Here is a 15,283-nt window from a genome sequence, read left to right as displayed (position 1 = left end):
GGCTGGCCCAAGTATAGGCGCGCGCTGCGGGTGCCGGGCCGGGCAGGCTTCCTTGCGAACCCGGGAAATCTTCCCGATGTGGCTGGCACGCAACTTGCAAAGATTTCAACACGGATCAACAGGGAGGCAGCGATGGATTTGCGGCGACAACTGGTGGCGTGGCTGGGCGCCATTTTATTGGGCTTGATGATGATGACGGTGACTATCAACCTGGTCTCGCTGCGCAGCGACGTCGGCGCCGAGATCCGCTCGTCCGAGCGGCTGGCGCTGGCGCTGCTGGGCGCCGGCCAGGTCAAGGTCGCCGCCAGCGACGATGGCGCGGCGCGCCTGGCGGCCATCCTCGAACGCGGCGCGCTGCGCCATATCGCCATCAGTGTCGATGGCGCCGCGCCGGTGCTGTCAAACAGTGCCGGCGCGCGCCTGGCCGGCTGGCTGGGACTGGCCCCCGGCGCCGGTCACGCGGTCACCATCGGCGGCCAGGTGCTGCGCATCGCGCCCAATCCCGCCTCCGAAATCGACGAACGCCTGGCCGACATTGTTCAGTTATGGAGCACCCTGCTGTTCTTTTCCGGAGCAACCCTGGTCGTCGCCTGGTGGGCGGCCGACCGCGCACTGCGTCCCGTGCGCGCCCTGGAAACCGGGCTGCAGCGCCTGGCCGACGGCGAGCCGGACGCCGCCTTGCCGCGCTTCGCGCTGCGCGAATTCGCCCGCGTGGCCGCCGCGATCGACCACCTGGCCGCTGCATTGACCTCGGCCCAGCATGGCCAGCGCCGCCTCGCCCATCAACTGATTCGGGTGCAGGAAGACGAGCGCCGCACCCTGGCCATGGAACTGCACGACGAAGTCGGCCAGACGCTCACGGCCATCAGCCTCACCGCCGCCTACCTGGCGCGCCACGCGGCGCAGCTCGACGGCCATAAAATCGACGAGTGTGCGCAGGACTTGCGGCGCGACGTGCGCGCCTGCAGCGAGCAGTTGCGCGCCATGCTCTCGCGCCTGCGCCCGCACAGTCTCGAAGGCCCTGGCCTGGCCAGCGCGTTGCGCGACTTGCTGCGCAACTGGCAGCAGCGCGAGTGCGGTATCGCGTTTGCCGTGACCATGCCGGACGAGTTGCCGCCGATCGGCATGGACGCCAGCCTGGTGCTGTACCGGGTCGTGCAGGAAGCGTTGACGAATGTGGTGCGCCACAGCCACGCCGCGCGCTGCCTGGTCGAGTTCAGCGTGACGGGTGCCAGCGTGACCGTGCGCATCGAGGACGACGGCTGCGGCCTGGCGTCGGCAGCCACGCGCGGGTGCGGCCTGACCGGCATGGCCGAGCGCCTGCGCATGGTTGGCGGCCAGTTGCAGGTGGCAAACGGTGCGGGTGGCGGCGTGCACCTGGCGGCCAGCCTGCCGATTGCAAACCTGGTCGGGGAGGTCGCATGATCCGCATTTTGTTGGTTGATGACCACGCCGTGGTCCGCAATGGCTACCGCCGGCTGCTCGACGCCGAGATCGATTTGCAGGTGGTCGGCGAGGCGGCCCGCGCCGACGAGGCGAACGAGGTCATGCTGCACACCCGGCCTGACGTGGCGCTGGTCGACCTGAGCCTGCGCGGCAGCAGTGGCTTCGAGGCGATCCGCGGCATGCTGGCGCGCCGGCCCGACCTGAAAATCCTGGTGCTGTCGATGCACGAGGAAGCGGGCCACATCACGCAGGCGCTGCGCTGCGGCGCGCTCGGCTACCTGAGTAAACATTGCGAACCGCTCGACGTGATCGACGGCATCCGCAAGGTCGCCACCGGCAAGCGCGTGTTTTCTCCGGAAATCGCGCAGATCCTGGCCTGCGAATCGGCGGCCGGCGAGGGCGCCCTGCAACAATTGACGCCGCGCGAGTTCGAGGTGCTGCGCATGCTGGTGCGCGGCGACTCCTCGCAAGCGATTGCCGGCGCCATGCAACTGAGTCCGAAAACCATCCTCAATTACCTGTCGCTGATCCGCCAGAAACTCGGCGTCGAGAACGATTTCAAGCTGCTGCACCTGGCTGCGCGCCATGGCCTGGTGACCTGGAACTTGCGGGCTGACGCTGCCTGACTATATACTTCGTATACGTTTCGTATATAGGAGAATAAAATGGGCATCGTGAATATCGATGAAGAATTGCACGATCAGGTGCGCAAGGCGAGCACGGTGTCGTGCCGCTCGATCAACGCCCAGGCGGGCTTCTGGATCAAGATCGGCATGCTGTGCGAAATGCATCCGACGCTGAGCTTCAACGAAATCGTCGCGCGCGAGATGCGCTCGGCAGGGGTGACAGTGCAATCGCTCAAGGCGGCCTAGCCATGACCAAGCGACCTGAAGAAATCGTCCTGATGGCCGAATCGGGCAAACTGCTGGCCAGCGTGTTCGGCTATCTCGATGGCATGAACCTGATCGGCATGTCGACGCTGCAGGTCGACAGCCTGGTCGACCGTCACATCGTCGACACGCTGCAGGCCCGGCCGGCCAGCAAGGGCCAGTACGGGTTTGCCTATTCGCTCAATTCGTCGCGCAACCGCGTGGTGTGCCACGGCGTACCCTCCGCCAGCGACATTCTGCAAAGCGGCGACATCGTCAACTTCGACATCACGCTGGAAAAAAACGGCTACATCGCCGATTCCAGCAAGACCTACTTGGTCGGAGAAGTCTCGCCGCAGGCGCAGCGCCTGGTGCAGATCACCTACGAGGCGATGTGGAAAGGGATCAAGGCGGTGCGGCCCGGGGCGCGACTGGGCGACGTGGGCCACGCCATCGAGCGCCACGCGCGACGGAATGGCTACGCCGTGGTCAAGGAGTATTGCGGCCATGGCATCGGCCGTGAAATGCACGAACCGCCACAGGTGCTGCATTGGGGTAAGCCAAAAACCGGATTGGTCTTGCGCGAAGGCATGGTGTTTACCATCGAGCCGATGCTCAACCAGGGGCTGGACGCCGTGCGTACCGAGCAGGATGGCTGGACCGTGGTGACGGTCGATGGCAAACTTTCGGCGCAGTTCGAGCACACGGTGGCGGTCACGCGCACGGGCGTGCGGGTGCTCACGCTGCGGCCGGAGGAAACCACGCGGCATTGAGCCGGCAAGACAGACCGCCCCGTCAGGGCCATACGCGCGGGCTGCAGTGACCTGTCCAAGGAGATGTATGCCAGCTTGTTGGCGCCGACGCTAAGTTGACCCAACCGGCCGAGTTCAAGTGACCCAAGCGAATCCTTGCAACAACAGGGTCGGTGCGGCTTACCATCGGTATTCCTGGGTCATGCAAATTCGGCGCAGTGGGTCAATTCGGCGTCGGCGCCAACAGATATGGCGCATTACAACACGTTTTAGCGCCTCAAATATAGGTTGTCGGCCCGAGGACCGCATTTTGGAAACCGGATTGCGTTTTTACACAGCCTGCGCCGAATCCGGCCGTTCGCACCAGCATAACATGTTGCCAAAACGAAAAGTTGGCTTGCTCGCGCGACCGGTCGCAATCGACCCAAAGTAGCCATCCGACCTGGGCAACAAAGCGCATGGCATCGTATCGAGCTATCCGGTATTGAGCAAGTCGGCTGGCAAGGTCGCCGGCGTGTACTTCATCTCTCGGGTAGCACGCTGCCGCATCGCCTGGTCCAAAGGTGGCGTCAGTGCCAAGGCGAGCACGCACAGCTTGGACCATATACATCGTGCTACCGCTTTTCTGTTGCCAGCCGCTTATCCAGGCGCGCACGATAATAGGTAACCAGATCACGGCACGCATTGGGATCGATGAATGCCGAACTCTCGTACCGAGCCTGCTGCTGCAGACGACCAAATAAATCGTTTGCCTCTGGGTGCGCGGTTACCAGGATATCGCACGGCATCGCTTCGAAAGTGGCGAAGCCTTGTCGAAGACTGGCGACGGTGTCAGGGTGGTCAGTGTAACGATAGTTCGTGGCCGCGTTCGGGGTGACGCTGTCACCGAATACCATGTTCTCGCATTTGCCATGGGCGCAGGATTTCCAGGTCCAGCTTGTACCGCCTGGCGTATGGCCGGGTGTGGCATGAGCCGTTAGGGTAAGCGGCCCCACTGTCACTACCTCGCCGTTGCGAATCCCGCGCAACCTGATCACGGGTTCGAAGTCAGGCAACTCTCCGTACTGAGGATCGTCCCTGCTGGCTTTGCCACTGGCCAATGTTGCCAGATTTGCGTGACCGGCTAGCACCGGCGCATTCGTCAGTTTTTGTAACGCGGCGATACCGCCCGCGTGATCGGAATGTGCATGCGAATTGAGAATATATTTGACATCACTCAGCTTAAAGCCGAGTAAACGGATATTGTCCGCGACGATCTCGGCGCCTTTCGAGCCAGTCCCATCGATCAGGATATGTCCTTGCGGTGAGGTAATCAAAACAGCGCTGACGCCGGCGGTACCGACATAATAGGTATTTCCGTACAAAGCAAACGGTTTTTGTGGGGCATCCCAGGCTATCGGGTGGGCATGGGCCTCCGTGGACACGATACAAAGCGCGGCAATAAAAACTTTCAAACGATGATCCATACTTGTTTCTCCGATTCCATTAAATGAACTCCTGAATGCGGTAGATTCTGAAGGACGATAGACCGTACGAGTTAAGATATGTGACGAAACGCTCGTTAGGCGGGATTGAAAGAACAGCGTGCGGCTCGCATTTGAAACCGATGTACTCGCATCAAGTGGGCGCGCCACGCTAGCTGCAAATGGCGATCCGTATGGGCAGGCACAATGTCGGCGTGTCCAAAGGTCGGGTTAAGGCCGTAAGCGGAAATTGGGTGCTGACGATCGTGCTACACAGCAACACCCATGTGCGTAGCCGCCATCGAGAAGCTTTTCGTGTTTCACATGGCCGTAAGACGATCGTAAGGTCATAAAGTGGCGGATTCCCTATTGTGTCTCCAGCACGTATCAAGTGCATGGCACACACACTGGAGGGAGACGCACCATGAATGCTCGGGTCGAATGGTTGGCCGATGACGGGGCGCTGCGGCATGTACTCGCACAGGTATTGCAGAGCGCGCTGTTTGCCCGCGCGCCCCGTTCCTGCAACTTGTTGGCTTTTTTGGTCGGCAAAAAACTTGCAGGCAAGGAATACGAGATCACCGAACACGCCATCGGCGTGGCAGTATTCCGGCGCGATGCGCGCGATTACGACACGGCGCTCGACCCGATCGTGCGGGTACAGATGGGACGCTTGCGCGCGCGGCTGCGCGAGTACAATGCTGCGCAAACCCGGCCCGGCCCGCGCCTGACGATCCCGCCGGGAAGCTATGTGCCGGCGTGCACGCCCGCTGCGGCGGTTTCTGATCGGCAACGTCCGTTGCAACTGACGCCCCTGCGTAACCTCACCGGTGCCCACGGCACCCAGGCTTTCGTCGCCGGCGTCGATGAAGAACTCGGTTACAAACTGTTCGACGCATTCGGCGCCCTGGTGCAGTTGCCGCAGCAGGCACCGGGTTGGCAGTCAGGCAATGCGCCGACGCGCCACCGCCTCGAGGGCAGCATCCGCGTCGAACGGCAACATGTGCGCCTGTCGATGCGCCTGGTCGATACCCGCGACGGCGATATCGCGTGGCTGGCGCAGGTCGATTGCAATGGAGAGATGGACATGGCGCTCCAGGAAAAACTGGCGAGCGCCATTTGCGTCAAATTTCAGCACTATCTCGCCGCAGTGTGAAGCAAGCAGCGCTGAAATCCTTGATTACAGAATGATGCAATCAGTGCGGTTGCAGTTTCGGAACATTGACCTGTTGTGGATCGCACGAAATTTGGGCACCCGTGATCGAATTTGTGTAATTAATATAGTAACGGTAAGTCTGCATCGTGGTGTGCGGATCAATCGTCATGATCGATGAGCCCAGCGGGCCTAATACCGATTCGAGGCACGGCCATTCGGGCATGGGCGAAATGCCGGTGACGGTCCAACCGTTCAGGGACGTGAAATAATCGAGCACGAACAGTGTATTAACCGGTGCATCAGCAGTGATGTCGCAGGCAGGACTGTTGGTAAAGCTCGTGCCGGAATACGGCGACCAAAAGGTGTAATAGTCAACTGCATCGGTGCCATTTCCATTCAGCGAAACGGTAATGGTGCGTAACGGGACAGGTTGTGACATTGGCTTCCTTACTTTGGTTGGCGAGGATCGGCTACCCCGAACACTGGTTTCGCGATTAACTTCAGGTACAGCGTATCGCGATAGCCAATTTCATCGAGGCGTGTAATGGCGGCCTGGGCCGCTTTTGCTTGGCCCAGACACGCATTGATCTGGACCCACAAATTCAGGATTTTGTAGTTATTGGTATTTTGATAGTGATTACCAATAATGCCATGTGCCTGTCTGCAACTCAACACGAAAGAGGGATCATTGCGCGACTGTTGTATTCTTGCCCTCACGATCAGCCCGTCTATCAGGGCCAGCCGTACACCCATGGCAGACGGGTTATTCGCAAGCATGACCTGCAATTTGGCAAGCGCCTGGCTGCTTTGTTGATTCGCCGCGCTTCCGGCCGGCATGACCGATGCCATGCGCAGGTGCGCTGCTGCCTCGCGCTGGGCCCATTCGACGTTCTTCGGGTCGAGCGCCAGCAAGGTCTGAAACCTGGCATGCACCCTTGCCAGTGGCGCCAATACCGAGTCGGCATCAACGGTACGCGCGATGATCCGCAGCCGGTCTTGCTCGAGGCCGGCCAACTCCACTTGCCAGACCTGGTTTTTCGGATCCTGTTCCACCAGCGGCGCGAACAGGCGCTGCGCGGTATCGTAGTCCTGCACGGCGCGCGTATCGAGGCCAAGGGCCACGCCACTACTGGCGCGATGCTGCAAGGCATTCACTTCGCGGTAGATCCACAGCGACTCGGTCGGAAAGCGTTCCCGCAACGCCATCACCAACGCCAGTTCCTGCGCATACAGCTGTTCGGCCGCAGCCAGTTCGCCCAGCGCTTCCCGCGCCGATGCCAGCCATGAATAACTGTCGGCCAGTGCAGCCGCAACCGATGACCAGGACGCTGCCGGCGTAAGCGCAAGTGCGCGCTGCTTGAGCGCGATCGACGTCGCAAAAAACGGCGCGGCCCGGGCTGGTTGCTCATGCGCCTGGGCGAGTGCGCCGAGGTTGTTATGCGCATACGATTGCTCGATCCACCATTCCGGGTTGTCTGGTTCGAGCTGGTGCAGGCGGTCCGCGTAGCGCAGGTAGTCGCGTGCCGCCACTTCGGCGGCTGCCCAGTTGCTCTGGTCCTGGTAAATCTGCGCCACCCAGTAGGCATTCGCACCGAGGTTTTTCAGCACCTGCAGATCGGTTGGGGCACGCTGCAACTGGCGCATCAAAATACCATGCGCCTGGCGCAGCGCGTCCAGCGCCTCGGCCGGGTTGCCCTGTGCGCGGCTTACCTCACTGATGGTCTGCAAGCCTTTGGCCCGCAGCGTCAGCGCAGCCGGGCTGAGGTCGGCCCCGTCCGAGCCGCTCAGGTATTGCAGCGCCTTGCCGCTGACGCTCTCGAGCAAATCGAGCCGGCCCAGGGGGCGCAGCTTGTCGGCGAAGTCGCCCAGCATGAAGTCCATCAGGCCCTCGGCCTCGCTGCGGCGCAGCTGTTCGGCGCGGTTTGCCAGCTGGGCGCTGATGCCCAGCACGACCGCCAGCACGGCCAGCACGATCATCAGCGCCAGTGCCGCCATGCGCGCGCGCGCGCGCTGGCGCACGCGCCGCTGCGACGCCACGATCAATGCATCTTCGTCCGCTGTCAGCGACCACGCGCCGGCCTGCTGCAAGGCCAGCGCTTCGTCCAGCAGTTTGCCGCCCGGGAGCAGCAAGTCGGCACGGCGTCCTTCGGCGCACCAGCGCGTCGCGTGCTGGGCCAGGCGGCTGCGCGCCCCGAGGGCGCTGCGATGGGCGGCGATCCAGCCAGTCATGCGCGGCCAGCGCCGCAAAATGGCGTCGTGGGCGATGCCGAACACGGGTGCGCCGCCGGCCAGGTCGCTGACGAACAGGCGCGCATCGATCAGTTTGGTCACGGCCTGGCGCGCGTCATCGTTTTGCAGTGCCGGCCATGGCACGCGCTGGCTGCTGACGCTCACGCCATCGTTGGACAGGATGATCACCAGCGACATGATGTGGCCGAGCGCGGCGCGCTGCGGCTCGGTGAGCGCCAGCACGACCTGCTCGGCGCGCTGGCCAATGGCGCCTTCCAGGTCGCCCAACTGGTGGAACGCGTCGAAACCGAGCACGTCCTCGGCGGTGCGCAGCCGGTATAGCTCCTGAAGGCAGTAGGCCAGCAGCGGGAGCGCATCGGGGCGACCGGCGGCGCTGGCGCACAGTATGTCGTCGAGGCTGGCGCCGGTGGCTGGGTCTGACTCGAAACTGAGCCGCGCGGCGGCGGCCGGGCGCCGGATCATCTGGGCGATGTCGGCGAAGCCGGGCGGGTCGAGATCGATATGGCCGCCGTGGCGCTTCGCTTCGATCAGCAGCGGGAACTGCGCGATGCTGGGATAAAAATCGTTGCGGCAGGCGATCACCAGCAACACGGCGCTGCTGCGCGCCAGAATCTCGAGTGTGTGCAGGAAGGCCGTGCGCGCCGCCCCGTCGACTCTGGCGTGGAACAGTGCTTCGAAACGGTCGATGAAGATGCCGAAGCGCGCACCCGGCTGCGCGAGGGAGGCGGCCAGTTGCGCGGCCACGCCCACCGGATCGGTATCCAGGCGCGCACCCAGTGCTACGGCATTCGCGCCGCTGAACGCCCACTGGTCTTCCCATTGCAGGTCGAGCAGGGCGCCGGCCAGCGCGGTAAATAAAGTCTGCTCACCCTGGTCGAACAGATCGAAGGTGGTGCTGGCGGCCAGGCGCAGCGGCTGTGAAAGCGGCTGTGACAGCGGCAGTGAAGCCGGCGCGTGTGCCAGCGCCGGCAGCAGGCCGGCCTGCACCACCGAGGTTTTGCCGGAGCCGCTGGGGCCGAGCACCAGCAGCAGCGCCAGGCCGCTGGCCACCTGCGCATTGGCCGCGTCCACCAACTGGCGCGTGGCTTCGTCGCGTCCGAAGAACACGTCGGCGTGGCCGGCGTCGTAGGCCAGCAGGCCGCGAAAGGGCGAGCCCGCATGCCATGGCTTGCGCTCACCGTTCGCGCCAGTGCTGAAGTCGAGTGGCGCAACCGTGCGGTAGCCGCGCATGCGCACCGTTTCGATGTAGCGCGGAGAACTGGCGCTGTCGCCCAGCAGGCGGCGCAGCTGGGCGATGTTCTTGTGCAGGGGGCTGTCGCCGGACAGCGTGCTGCCCCAGCACTGCGTCAGCAATTCGTCGGAGCTGAGCAAGGCGCCGCGCGCCTCGCACAGGGCCACCAGCACCGCCATCGTGCGTGGCTCCATCTGGCGTTTTTCAGCCGTCGATTCGATCGCATTGGCAAGCGGATCGACTTGCCATTCGCCGAACTGGAAAGGCGTATTCATGCGGCGGGGTGCATGCGGCGGTCCGGCAAAACGGACGTTGAACGAACGGGCATGGTGCGCTGTGTCTGATAGAAAGTGACACAGTAACATCGCTGACCTGTTTCAATCGAGGCATATTTAGTCCACCCACGGACTGCACCAGTCGTGCGTCGCCGCCTTTCGGCACGCTCGATACCTTGCTGTTACTTGTGATACGGGCAAGCGCACGCCTAGCATCAACGACGCAACCGCGCTTTCGCCAACCCGGCGTCCACACCACCATGAGGCAAGCTATGGCACAAGTACCGATCCGCACGCGTCGTTCCATTCTTGAAATCCAAACCAGTTTCGAGAACAAGACTGATACCAAAACGCTGGAAGATTTGATGACGGCATGGGCTGGCATCCAGGCGATTGCGGCATCCGATCCGACCTCATTCTTTGTGCTGGCTGGTTACCATGGTGAGCCTTTCCGGGGAGCGGGATACGGCAGCAGCGCATGGTGGGGGGGCTGGTGCAACCATGGGAATGTTCTATTTCCTACGTGGCACCGAATGTATCTGATGAAGGTGGAAGCCGCGCTGCAAAGTATTCCTGGATGCGAAGATGTAATGTTGCCCTATTGGGACGAAACCGATGAATACACATTAACCCATGGCATCCCCTCGTGCCTGACAGATGAGGTTTTCACTTACAGCAATGGCAAGCAAATTCCCAATCCACTGCGTGCATACACATTTCAAGTCAATATCACGGATAACGTATCGACCGATCAGGAAGGGGGCGCCGGAGGCCTGTATTCCAAGAATGCCGGTTACTCGACAGTTCGTTATCCCTATTCTGGCCTGGTAGGAACGAGTGCAGACCGGGAGGCGACCTTGGTCCACAACGCCCAGTGGAACCAGTCCGAGGCAACTGCTGTGCTGAACCAGAACGTGGTTAACTGGCTCAATCTTCCTGTCGTTATTCAACCGGATAACGTCAATCCATCCCCATCGATCACGGTGGGAATCAACAGCATGTTTCACAGCTGCCTGAATGCGCCAAACTATACCGTATTCTCGAATACGACTTCTGCCCAGAATTACAATGATTGCAATGTGGCCGGCGCGGTCCCGGTGGTGCCGCTGGAACAGCCACACAACGACATCCATGTGGCGTTGGGCGGTGTCGATATTACGACCGTCAGCGCGCAAAATGTCGACTTGTCACCGATTGTCGGCGCCAATGGCGACATGGGTGAAAATGATACGGCGTCGTTCGATCCCATTTTCTACTTTCACCACGCCAACGTCGATCGTATTTTCTGGGTCTGGCAAAAGAAGACCGGCAACCTCGATGCGCTCGACATCATCCCGCAATATCCGGGTACCAACTCGGTGGACAGCCAGGGTCCGACACCTGGCGTTTCCGGTAACGTCTGGCTGTCGATGGAATCACCGTTGATGCCGTTTATGGATGCGACTGGCAAGGTGGTCGTCAGCAATGACGTGGTGAATATTGAAAAGCAACTGAACTACACCTATACGATTGGTTCGCTCGATCGGGCTGACTGGTCCGAGGTAGCGGGGGCCCCGGCACAGGAAATGCTGGATGGTTCGAATGGCGACAGTGGCCAGGTGTTGACGGTAAGCGGGGCAAATAAAGCGGCCATCAGCGGCTCATTCGTGATCGCCGGCTATGCGACGGTGAACGGGCAAAAAATTCTGGTCGGTGTGCAGTCGGTTTTGAGCAGAAATGCGATTCAAGGCTGCGCCAATTGTCAGACGCATTTGAATGTCAAGGCGCATTTTAGTCTGAATCATTTTGCGCAGAGCGAGGTGTCGGCGCCAGGCACGATCTTCAGTGCTGAAATTATCGGCCACCGGCCAGACCCCGGCGTGAACCGCTTTGCGCTGGCGTCGACTGCTGCACCGTTGAGGAAGGCGCTCAAGGTCAGCGTGAAATAAATGGCACACGGCGCAGGGCATGTCTGGCGTCTGGCAGCGAGCTGGCGTGGACGAACGGTGCGCGCATTGATCGATCCACGCACAACTCGGCGCGGGTTTGATCTGGTCCTGCTGTTTTGCCTTGCGTGGCTGGCCACCTTGCTGCCGCTGATGCCGCACCGGGTGGCGACCCTGTGGCTGTGGGGCGCACTCAGCGGTGCATGCCTGGTGCTGACATCCTGGTTGCTGTTTCATCTGGGGCAGCATCGACATGCAATCGGGTCCCTGCTTGGCTGCAGCGCCTTGATCAGCATGTCCAGCTTGGGCGATTTCTGGCATCGCGCGCCGGTCCTTTTATTGGCCCAGTGCCGTTCGTCCGGAGACGGCGGTTTTTTCACCGGCATAGGGCGCCACATCGAATTTCATTGGCAATGGTTCCCGCTCACCACTGTCGCAATGTTGTTCTGGATTTTCCTGTCGTATCAAGCCGCACCGGAATCGATGAAGGGCGCCGGGTGCTGGAACACGATCCGGCGAACGTTAAAGAGACAGGTATTGCCGCGGCTGGTCAATAGTTTATTCATGTTTTTCTGCATGGGGGTAGCGATGAGCGGCGTTGAAGCGCTTGGCATCCGCGTGCAGGGACAGATGAGTGCGGATGGACTCCTCTGCGGAATGTTGTGCGGTATGTCTCTCTACCATCTTCTCATGCAGGTCAAATTTTGGGAGGTCGTATCAAATGGAACCGAAAAATAACCAGGCCACATCCGAAAGTTCATTGACTGCGTTGTTTCCGGATGAAATATATCCGGCGCATACGCCTGCAATGAAAAAAATCATGGACGAGCTGCGGGTAATTGTCGCAAATCCTGTGGTGGAAGCGGCGTACAACACCGCCATCGCCAATCTGGATCCATTTATCATGGAGTTGGGAATCCAGGAGGAAAATCCATGGAGTGGTACCACAGTCGACGATTTTGTGAATTATTTCGATAAATGGTTTACGTTTTTGCCGCAACCACAAAGCGGCCTGGGCTTTATCGTTCCGTTGACCTTCTTCTATGTCAACAATCCACAAGCTTTTTATTTCATGAATAAATTGCAAAGCAAAACCGCACCCGCCGAGGAATATTCGAAAGAAATCTTCAACTGGACTGTGAAATTTATCAAGGAGCGCGGACGCTTCATGGATTCACCAGCTTCCATCAATCCGGACTATCTGCGCGAATGGATGACCACTTTTCCCCATGAGGATTTCATCATCCCGCCCGGTGGCTTCAAGACGTTTAACGAATTCTTTACCCGCTGTCTGCACATCAGCGCAACGCACCATCCGCGCCCGGTTTCCGACCCTGATGACGATTCGATCCTGGTCGCGTCAGGTGATACCGAAATTAACTTCATCGAGTCGAACCTGACACTGAAAACCTCGCTGCCAGTCAAAACGCGCGAAATGAACGTGAACCAGTTACTGAACAATTCCAGCTTTGCGAAGTATTTTGTCGGTGGTACCGCCATTTCCTGCGTATTGATGCCTACCAGCTATCACCATTATCATGCGCCGGTCGCAGGCAACATCGTGGAAGGCATGGAAGTGCCAGGTATCTACAACGGCATCATGGATGGCGAGCACTGGTTTGGCGAAGGCAATATCGGCGCAAGCGATACCGATTTCAGTATTTTTGAAGACTTTCATCGCGCCTATTTTATTATCGAAACGGCGGGCTACGGCTATGTGGCAGTGATACCGGTCGGGCTCAATACAATCAGTGCGATTCATCCTTCGGTCACCAGTCATACCTATGTTCGTCCCGGTGGAACGCCGATCAAGGTGAACAAAGGCGATGAACTGGGTTATTTCTCTTACGGCGGATCGCTTAACATCCTGCTGTTTCAGCCAGGCGTCCTTGACAGTATTTCTGTGTTGCAGGGGCAGCGCCTTGGCAGCATGTCGAAAGTAAAAAACTGACTTCAAGACACTCTTATCCATTCAGGAGATGATCATGCATGACAAACCCTACCATCCGGTTGTAGCAGCTCTGGTGGAACTGATTGGCGAAAATTCATGGGCGCCTCGATTTCAGCGCGCAATCGATGCTGCACACAGCAAGCACATTCCCCAGATCGCTGATATCAAGGACTTGGCCGACTATCTCGACTGGATCGATGCGTTTTTACGGTGGGTCCCGTGTGAGAACGCCCCTGGCCGCGAAGTGTATGTCCGGCTCTGCAAGTTCTATTTTATTCTTGACCAGGAACCGCTGCTGACCTTGCAAAACAGGGTCGTCCCTGAAGACCAGTCGCCGCCACTGACGCCGTTGTCGGCATGGCTCGTGATGTACGCGAAGGCGATGGGTGAATTTCTCGATCAGCCGGAATCGCTGACGCCAGCATCGCTGCAATCGTTCCGTGATTCGCCGACGTACAACCTGGACGACTACATTGAACCTCACGGCGGCTGGAAAAGTTTTAATCAATTTTTCGCCCGCAACTACAAGCCCGGCTATCGTCCGGTGGCAGCCATCATGGATCCGTCCGTGATCGTGTCGCCGGCCGATGCGACCTTTGCCGGCCAGTGGGAAAATCGCAGCAATTCAAAGATCACCGTGAAAGGCTTGCATTGGTCGGTTGAGGAATTACTCGAAGGCAGTCCGTACAAGGACCGTTTCAAGGGCGGACAATTCATGCATGCCTTCCTCGGACCGAACGACTACCATCGGCAGCACGCGCCGGTCGGCGGCCGGGTGCTCGAGGCCAGAGTCATTCCCGGGCAGGTGTATCTCGAGGTAGAGGCGGTGCCGGTCCCGGGTGCCGCTGACGGCGCACACCATTTGCAGCCGGTGCGCACCTTCGACGCGCCAGACAACGCCGGTTATCAATTTAGCCAGGCGCGGGGTCTGGTCGTGATGCAGACGCCGATTGGCCTGGTTGCGATCTTACCAATCGGTATGTGCCAGGTGTCGTCGGTCATCCTCACCGCGGAAGTGGGCGTCACCCTCCGCAAAGGGGAAGAAATTTCATATTTCCAGTTCGGCGGTTCCGACATCATTGTGCTGTTCGAGGCCGCCAGTAACGTCAGTTTTACCGCGCAGCCCGGCACACATTACAAGCAGGGCAGCAAAATCGCGCAGGCGTATCCAGTCCAGTAGAGCGTCCGGCGGGCCCGCGCGCCACCGCGTCCGATAGCGCGGTGGCCGTCGCTGTTACTGCCGCTGTTACTTCACTTGTTACTTGTGTTACGCCGTTCCCGGGTTCTACCATCCTCCCGACCGCCATCATTACAGGGCGCCAACCCAATCAAACGGCTCCGCGCATGCATCTTACCCACTCGTCACTTCCCCTGTTCGACCGCTTTGTCGAGGTGCCGGGCATCCGCCTGACCGCCCTGGAAGCGCTTCAGCTCTCGCTGCGGCTCGACCTCACGCGCCTGTTCAACGCGCGCAATGGGATGACCGTGAGCGCGTATCTGGACGGCGCGCCCACGCCGCGCGATTACGGCTTGCCCGATACGCTGGCCTTGTCAGCGCAATTGGCCGCCGATCTGCAGCGCTGGGAACTGGTGTTGACGCGCGCGATCGCCATCTACGAACCGCGCCTGATCCATGTGCGCGTGACGGTCATGCCAGATGCGGCCAATTCGACGTCGGCGCGGGTCGCCATTGCCGCGCTGGCCCAGTTGCGAGGCCAGCTCTGCCAGTTCCATTTCGATACCACGCTGTGAGCGCGCGTGCCGGACATCCCCCCTCTGGACGCGACATATTTTTGATGTTTTGAAGTTAGTTTTTTCTTTAACTCACAAAAAAAGATAGGAAATTTATGGAATGCGCTACGTGTGACCGCAGCTGGAACAAGTTAGTTGTCAAGTCTCGCCTGGTCATAAACGCGTTTGACGAATAACTCTGGTTTCTTATGCTGCCACTCCTTGAGCGCTTGA

Annotated in this window: 13 protein-coding genes; 10 read left to right on the top strand and 3 right to left on the bottom strand. The window is 60.0% G+C overall.

Translation table 11 applies throughout. From position 1 onward, the window contains the following. The first annotated feature begins 132 nt into the window (after positions 1 to 132). From V6M87_RS19870 to map, 4 genes are read left to right on the top strand one after another with little or no spacing between them, the layout of a single operon-like run. On the top strand, positions 133 to 1,425 hold the full coding sequence (locus tag V6M87_RS19870; RefSeq protein WP_332878395.1) for a sensor histidine kinase: 1,293 nt from the start codon (positions 133 to 135) through the stop codon (positions 1,423 to 1,425). Further along, a complete protein-coding gene (locus tag V6M87_RS19865) occupies positions 1,422 to 2,072 on the top strand; it encodes a response regulator transcription factor (protein ID WP_332878394.1) in 651 nt (216 codons plus the stop codon). The genes V6M87_RS19870 and V6M87_RS19865 overlap by 4 nt, the downstream gene beginning before the upstream one ends. Positions 2,073 to 2,111: 39 nt before the next feature. Then, a complete protein-coding gene (locus V6M87_RS19860; protein ID WP_332878393.1) occupies positions 2,112 to 2,318 on the top strand; it encodes a ParD-like family protein in 207 nt (68 codons plus the stop codon). Between the two features lie 2 nt (positions 2,319 to 2,320). Then, positions 2,321 to 3,088, top strand: a complete 768-nt coding sequence (gene map / locus V6M87_RS19855) for a type I methionyl aminopeptidase (protein WP_332878392.1) — start codon at positions 2,321 to 2,323, stop codon at positions 3,086 to 3,088. Positions 3,089 to 3,681: 593 nt separating this feature from the next. Here the strand turns inward: map and bla are convergent. Beyond that, positions 3,682 to 4,533 (bottom strand): subclass B3 metallo-beta-lactamase, encoded by an 852-nt coding sequence (gene bla / locus V6M87_RS19850; protein WP_332878391.1) that lies wholly within the window; start codon positions 4,531 to 4,533, stop codon positions 3,682 to 3,684. Positions 4,534 to 4,954: 421 nt separating this feature from the next. On the opposite strand from bla, the gene V6M87_RS19845 reads away from it, so the two are divergent. Continuing rightward, entirely contained in the window at positions 4,955 to 5,686 is a 732-nt protein-coding gene (locus V6M87_RS19845; RefSeq protein ID WP_332878390.1) for a hypothetical protein, read from the top strand. Between the two features lie 40 nt (positions 5,687 to 5,726). Here the strand turns inward: V6M87_RS19845 and V6M87_RS19840 are convergent, their stop codons facing one another. Then, positions 5,727 to 6,125: a hypothetical protein gene (locus tag V6M87_RS19840; protein ID WP_332878389.1), complete on the bottom strand. Its 399-nt coding sequence runs from the start codon at positions 6,123 to 6,125 to the stop codon at positions 5,727 to 5,729. An 8-nt stretch (positions 6,126 to 6,133) separates the two neighbouring features. After that, entirely contained in the window at positions 6,134 to 9,442 is a 3,309-nt protein-coding gene (locus tag V6M87_RS19835; RefSeq protein WP_332878388.1) for an nSTAND1 domain-containing NTPase, read from the bottom strand. A 272-nt stretch (positions 9,443 to 9,714) separates the two neighbouring features. On the opposite strand from V6M87_RS19835, the gene V6M87_RS19830 reads away from it, so the two are divergent. The 5 genes from V6M87_RS19830 (at position 9,715) to tssE (ending at position 15,070) form a co-directional block, all read left to right on the top strand. Further along, the gene (locus tag V6M87_RS19830) at positions 9,715 to 11,370 is read left to right on the top strand and encodes a tyrosinase family protein (RefSeq protein WP_332878387.1); all 1,656 of its coding nucleotides are present in this window, start codon (positions 9,715 to 9,717) and stop codon (positions 11,368 to 11,370) included. A 57-nt stretch (positions 11,371 to 11,427) separates the two neighbouring features. After that, complete coding sequence (locus tag V6M87_RS19825) at positions 11,428 to 12,105, top strand: hypothetical protein (protein WP_332878386.1); 678 nt, start codon at positions 11,428 to 11,430, stop codon at positions 12,103 to 12,105. Then, complete coding sequence (locus tag V6M87_RS19820; RefSeq protein WP_332878385.1) at positions 12,089 to 13,318, top strand: phosphatidylserine decarboxylase; 1,230 nt, start codon at positions 12,089 to 12,091, stop codon at positions 13,316 to 13,318. The genes V6M87_RS19825 and V6M87_RS19820 overlap by 17 nt, the downstream gene beginning before the upstream one ends. A 34-nt stretch (positions 13,319 to 13,352) precedes the next feature. Then, a complete protein-coding gene (locus V6M87_RS19815; RefSeq protein ID WP_332878384.1) occupies positions 13,353 to 14,498 on the top strand; it encodes a phosphatidylserine decarboxylase in 1,146 nt (381 codons plus the stop codon). 164 nt (positions 14,499 to 14,662) lie between these two features. Next, a complete protein-coding gene (gene tssE / locus V6M87_RS19810) occupies positions 14,663 to 15,070 on the top strand; it encodes a type VI secretion system baseplate subunit TssE (protein ID WP_332878383.1) in 408 nt (135 codons plus the stop codon). Positions 15,071 to 15,283: the final 213 nt, after the last annotated feature.

Source organism: Massilia sp. S19_KUP03_FR1, assembly GCF_036688685.1.
Classification (GTDB): domain Bacteria; phylum Pseudomonadota; class Gammaproteobacteria; order Burkholderiales; family Burkholderiaceae_D; genus JALYUM01.
Note: the sequence above shows the minus strand (reverse complement) of the source record. Positions and strands in the feature narration are given on the sequence as shown.

Bases quoted from the DNA above. Each gene is read 5' to 3' on its own strand.
- map (WP_332878392.1), top strand. From the start codon at position 2,321: ATGACCAAGCGACCTGAAGAAATCGTCCTGATGGCCGAATCGGGCAAA.
- V6M87_RS19845 (WP_332878390.1), top strand. From the start codon at position 4,955: ATGAATGCTCGGGTCGAATGGTTGGCCGATGACGGGGCGCTGCGGCAT.
- V6M87_RS19830 (WP_332878387.1), top strand. From the start codon at position 9,715: ATGGCACAAGTACCGATCCGCACGCGTCGTTCCATTCTTGAAATCCAA.
- V6M87_RS19815 (WP_332878384.1), top strand. From the start codon at position 13,353: ATGCATGACAAACCCTACCATCCGGTTGTAGCAGCTCTGGTGGAACTG.
- V6M87_RS19870 (WP_332878395.1), top strand. From the start codon at position 133: ATGGATTTGCGGCGACAACTGGTGGCGTGGCTGGGCGCCATTTTATTG.
- V6M87_RS19840 (WP_332878389.1), bottom strand. From the start codon at position 6,125: ATGTCACAACCTGTCCCGTTACGCACCATTACCGTTTCGCTGAATGGA.
- V6M87_RS19860 (WP_332878393.1), top strand. From the start codon at position 2,112: ATGGGCATCGTGAATATCGATGAAGAATTGCACGATCAGGTGCGCAAG.
- tssE (WP_332878383.1), top strand. From the start codon at position 14,663: ATGCATCTTACCCACTCGTCACTTCCCCTGTTCGACCGCTTTGTCGAG.
- bla (WP_332878391.1), bottom strand. From the start codon at position 4,533: ATGGATCATCGTTTGAAAGTTTTTATTGCCGCGCTTTGTATCGTGTCC.
- V6M87_RS19820 (WP_332878385.1), top strand. From the start codon at position 12,089: ATGGAACCGAAAAATAACCAGGCCACATCCGAAAGTTCATTGACTGCG.
- V6M87_RS19865 (WP_332878394.1), top strand. From the start codon at position 1,422: ATGATCCGCATTTTGTTGGTTGATGACCACGCCGTGGTCCGCAATGGC.
- V6M87_RS19835 (WP_332878388.1), bottom strand. From the start codon at position 9,442: ATGAATACGCCTTTCCAGTTCGGCGAATGGCAAGTCGATCCGCTTGCC.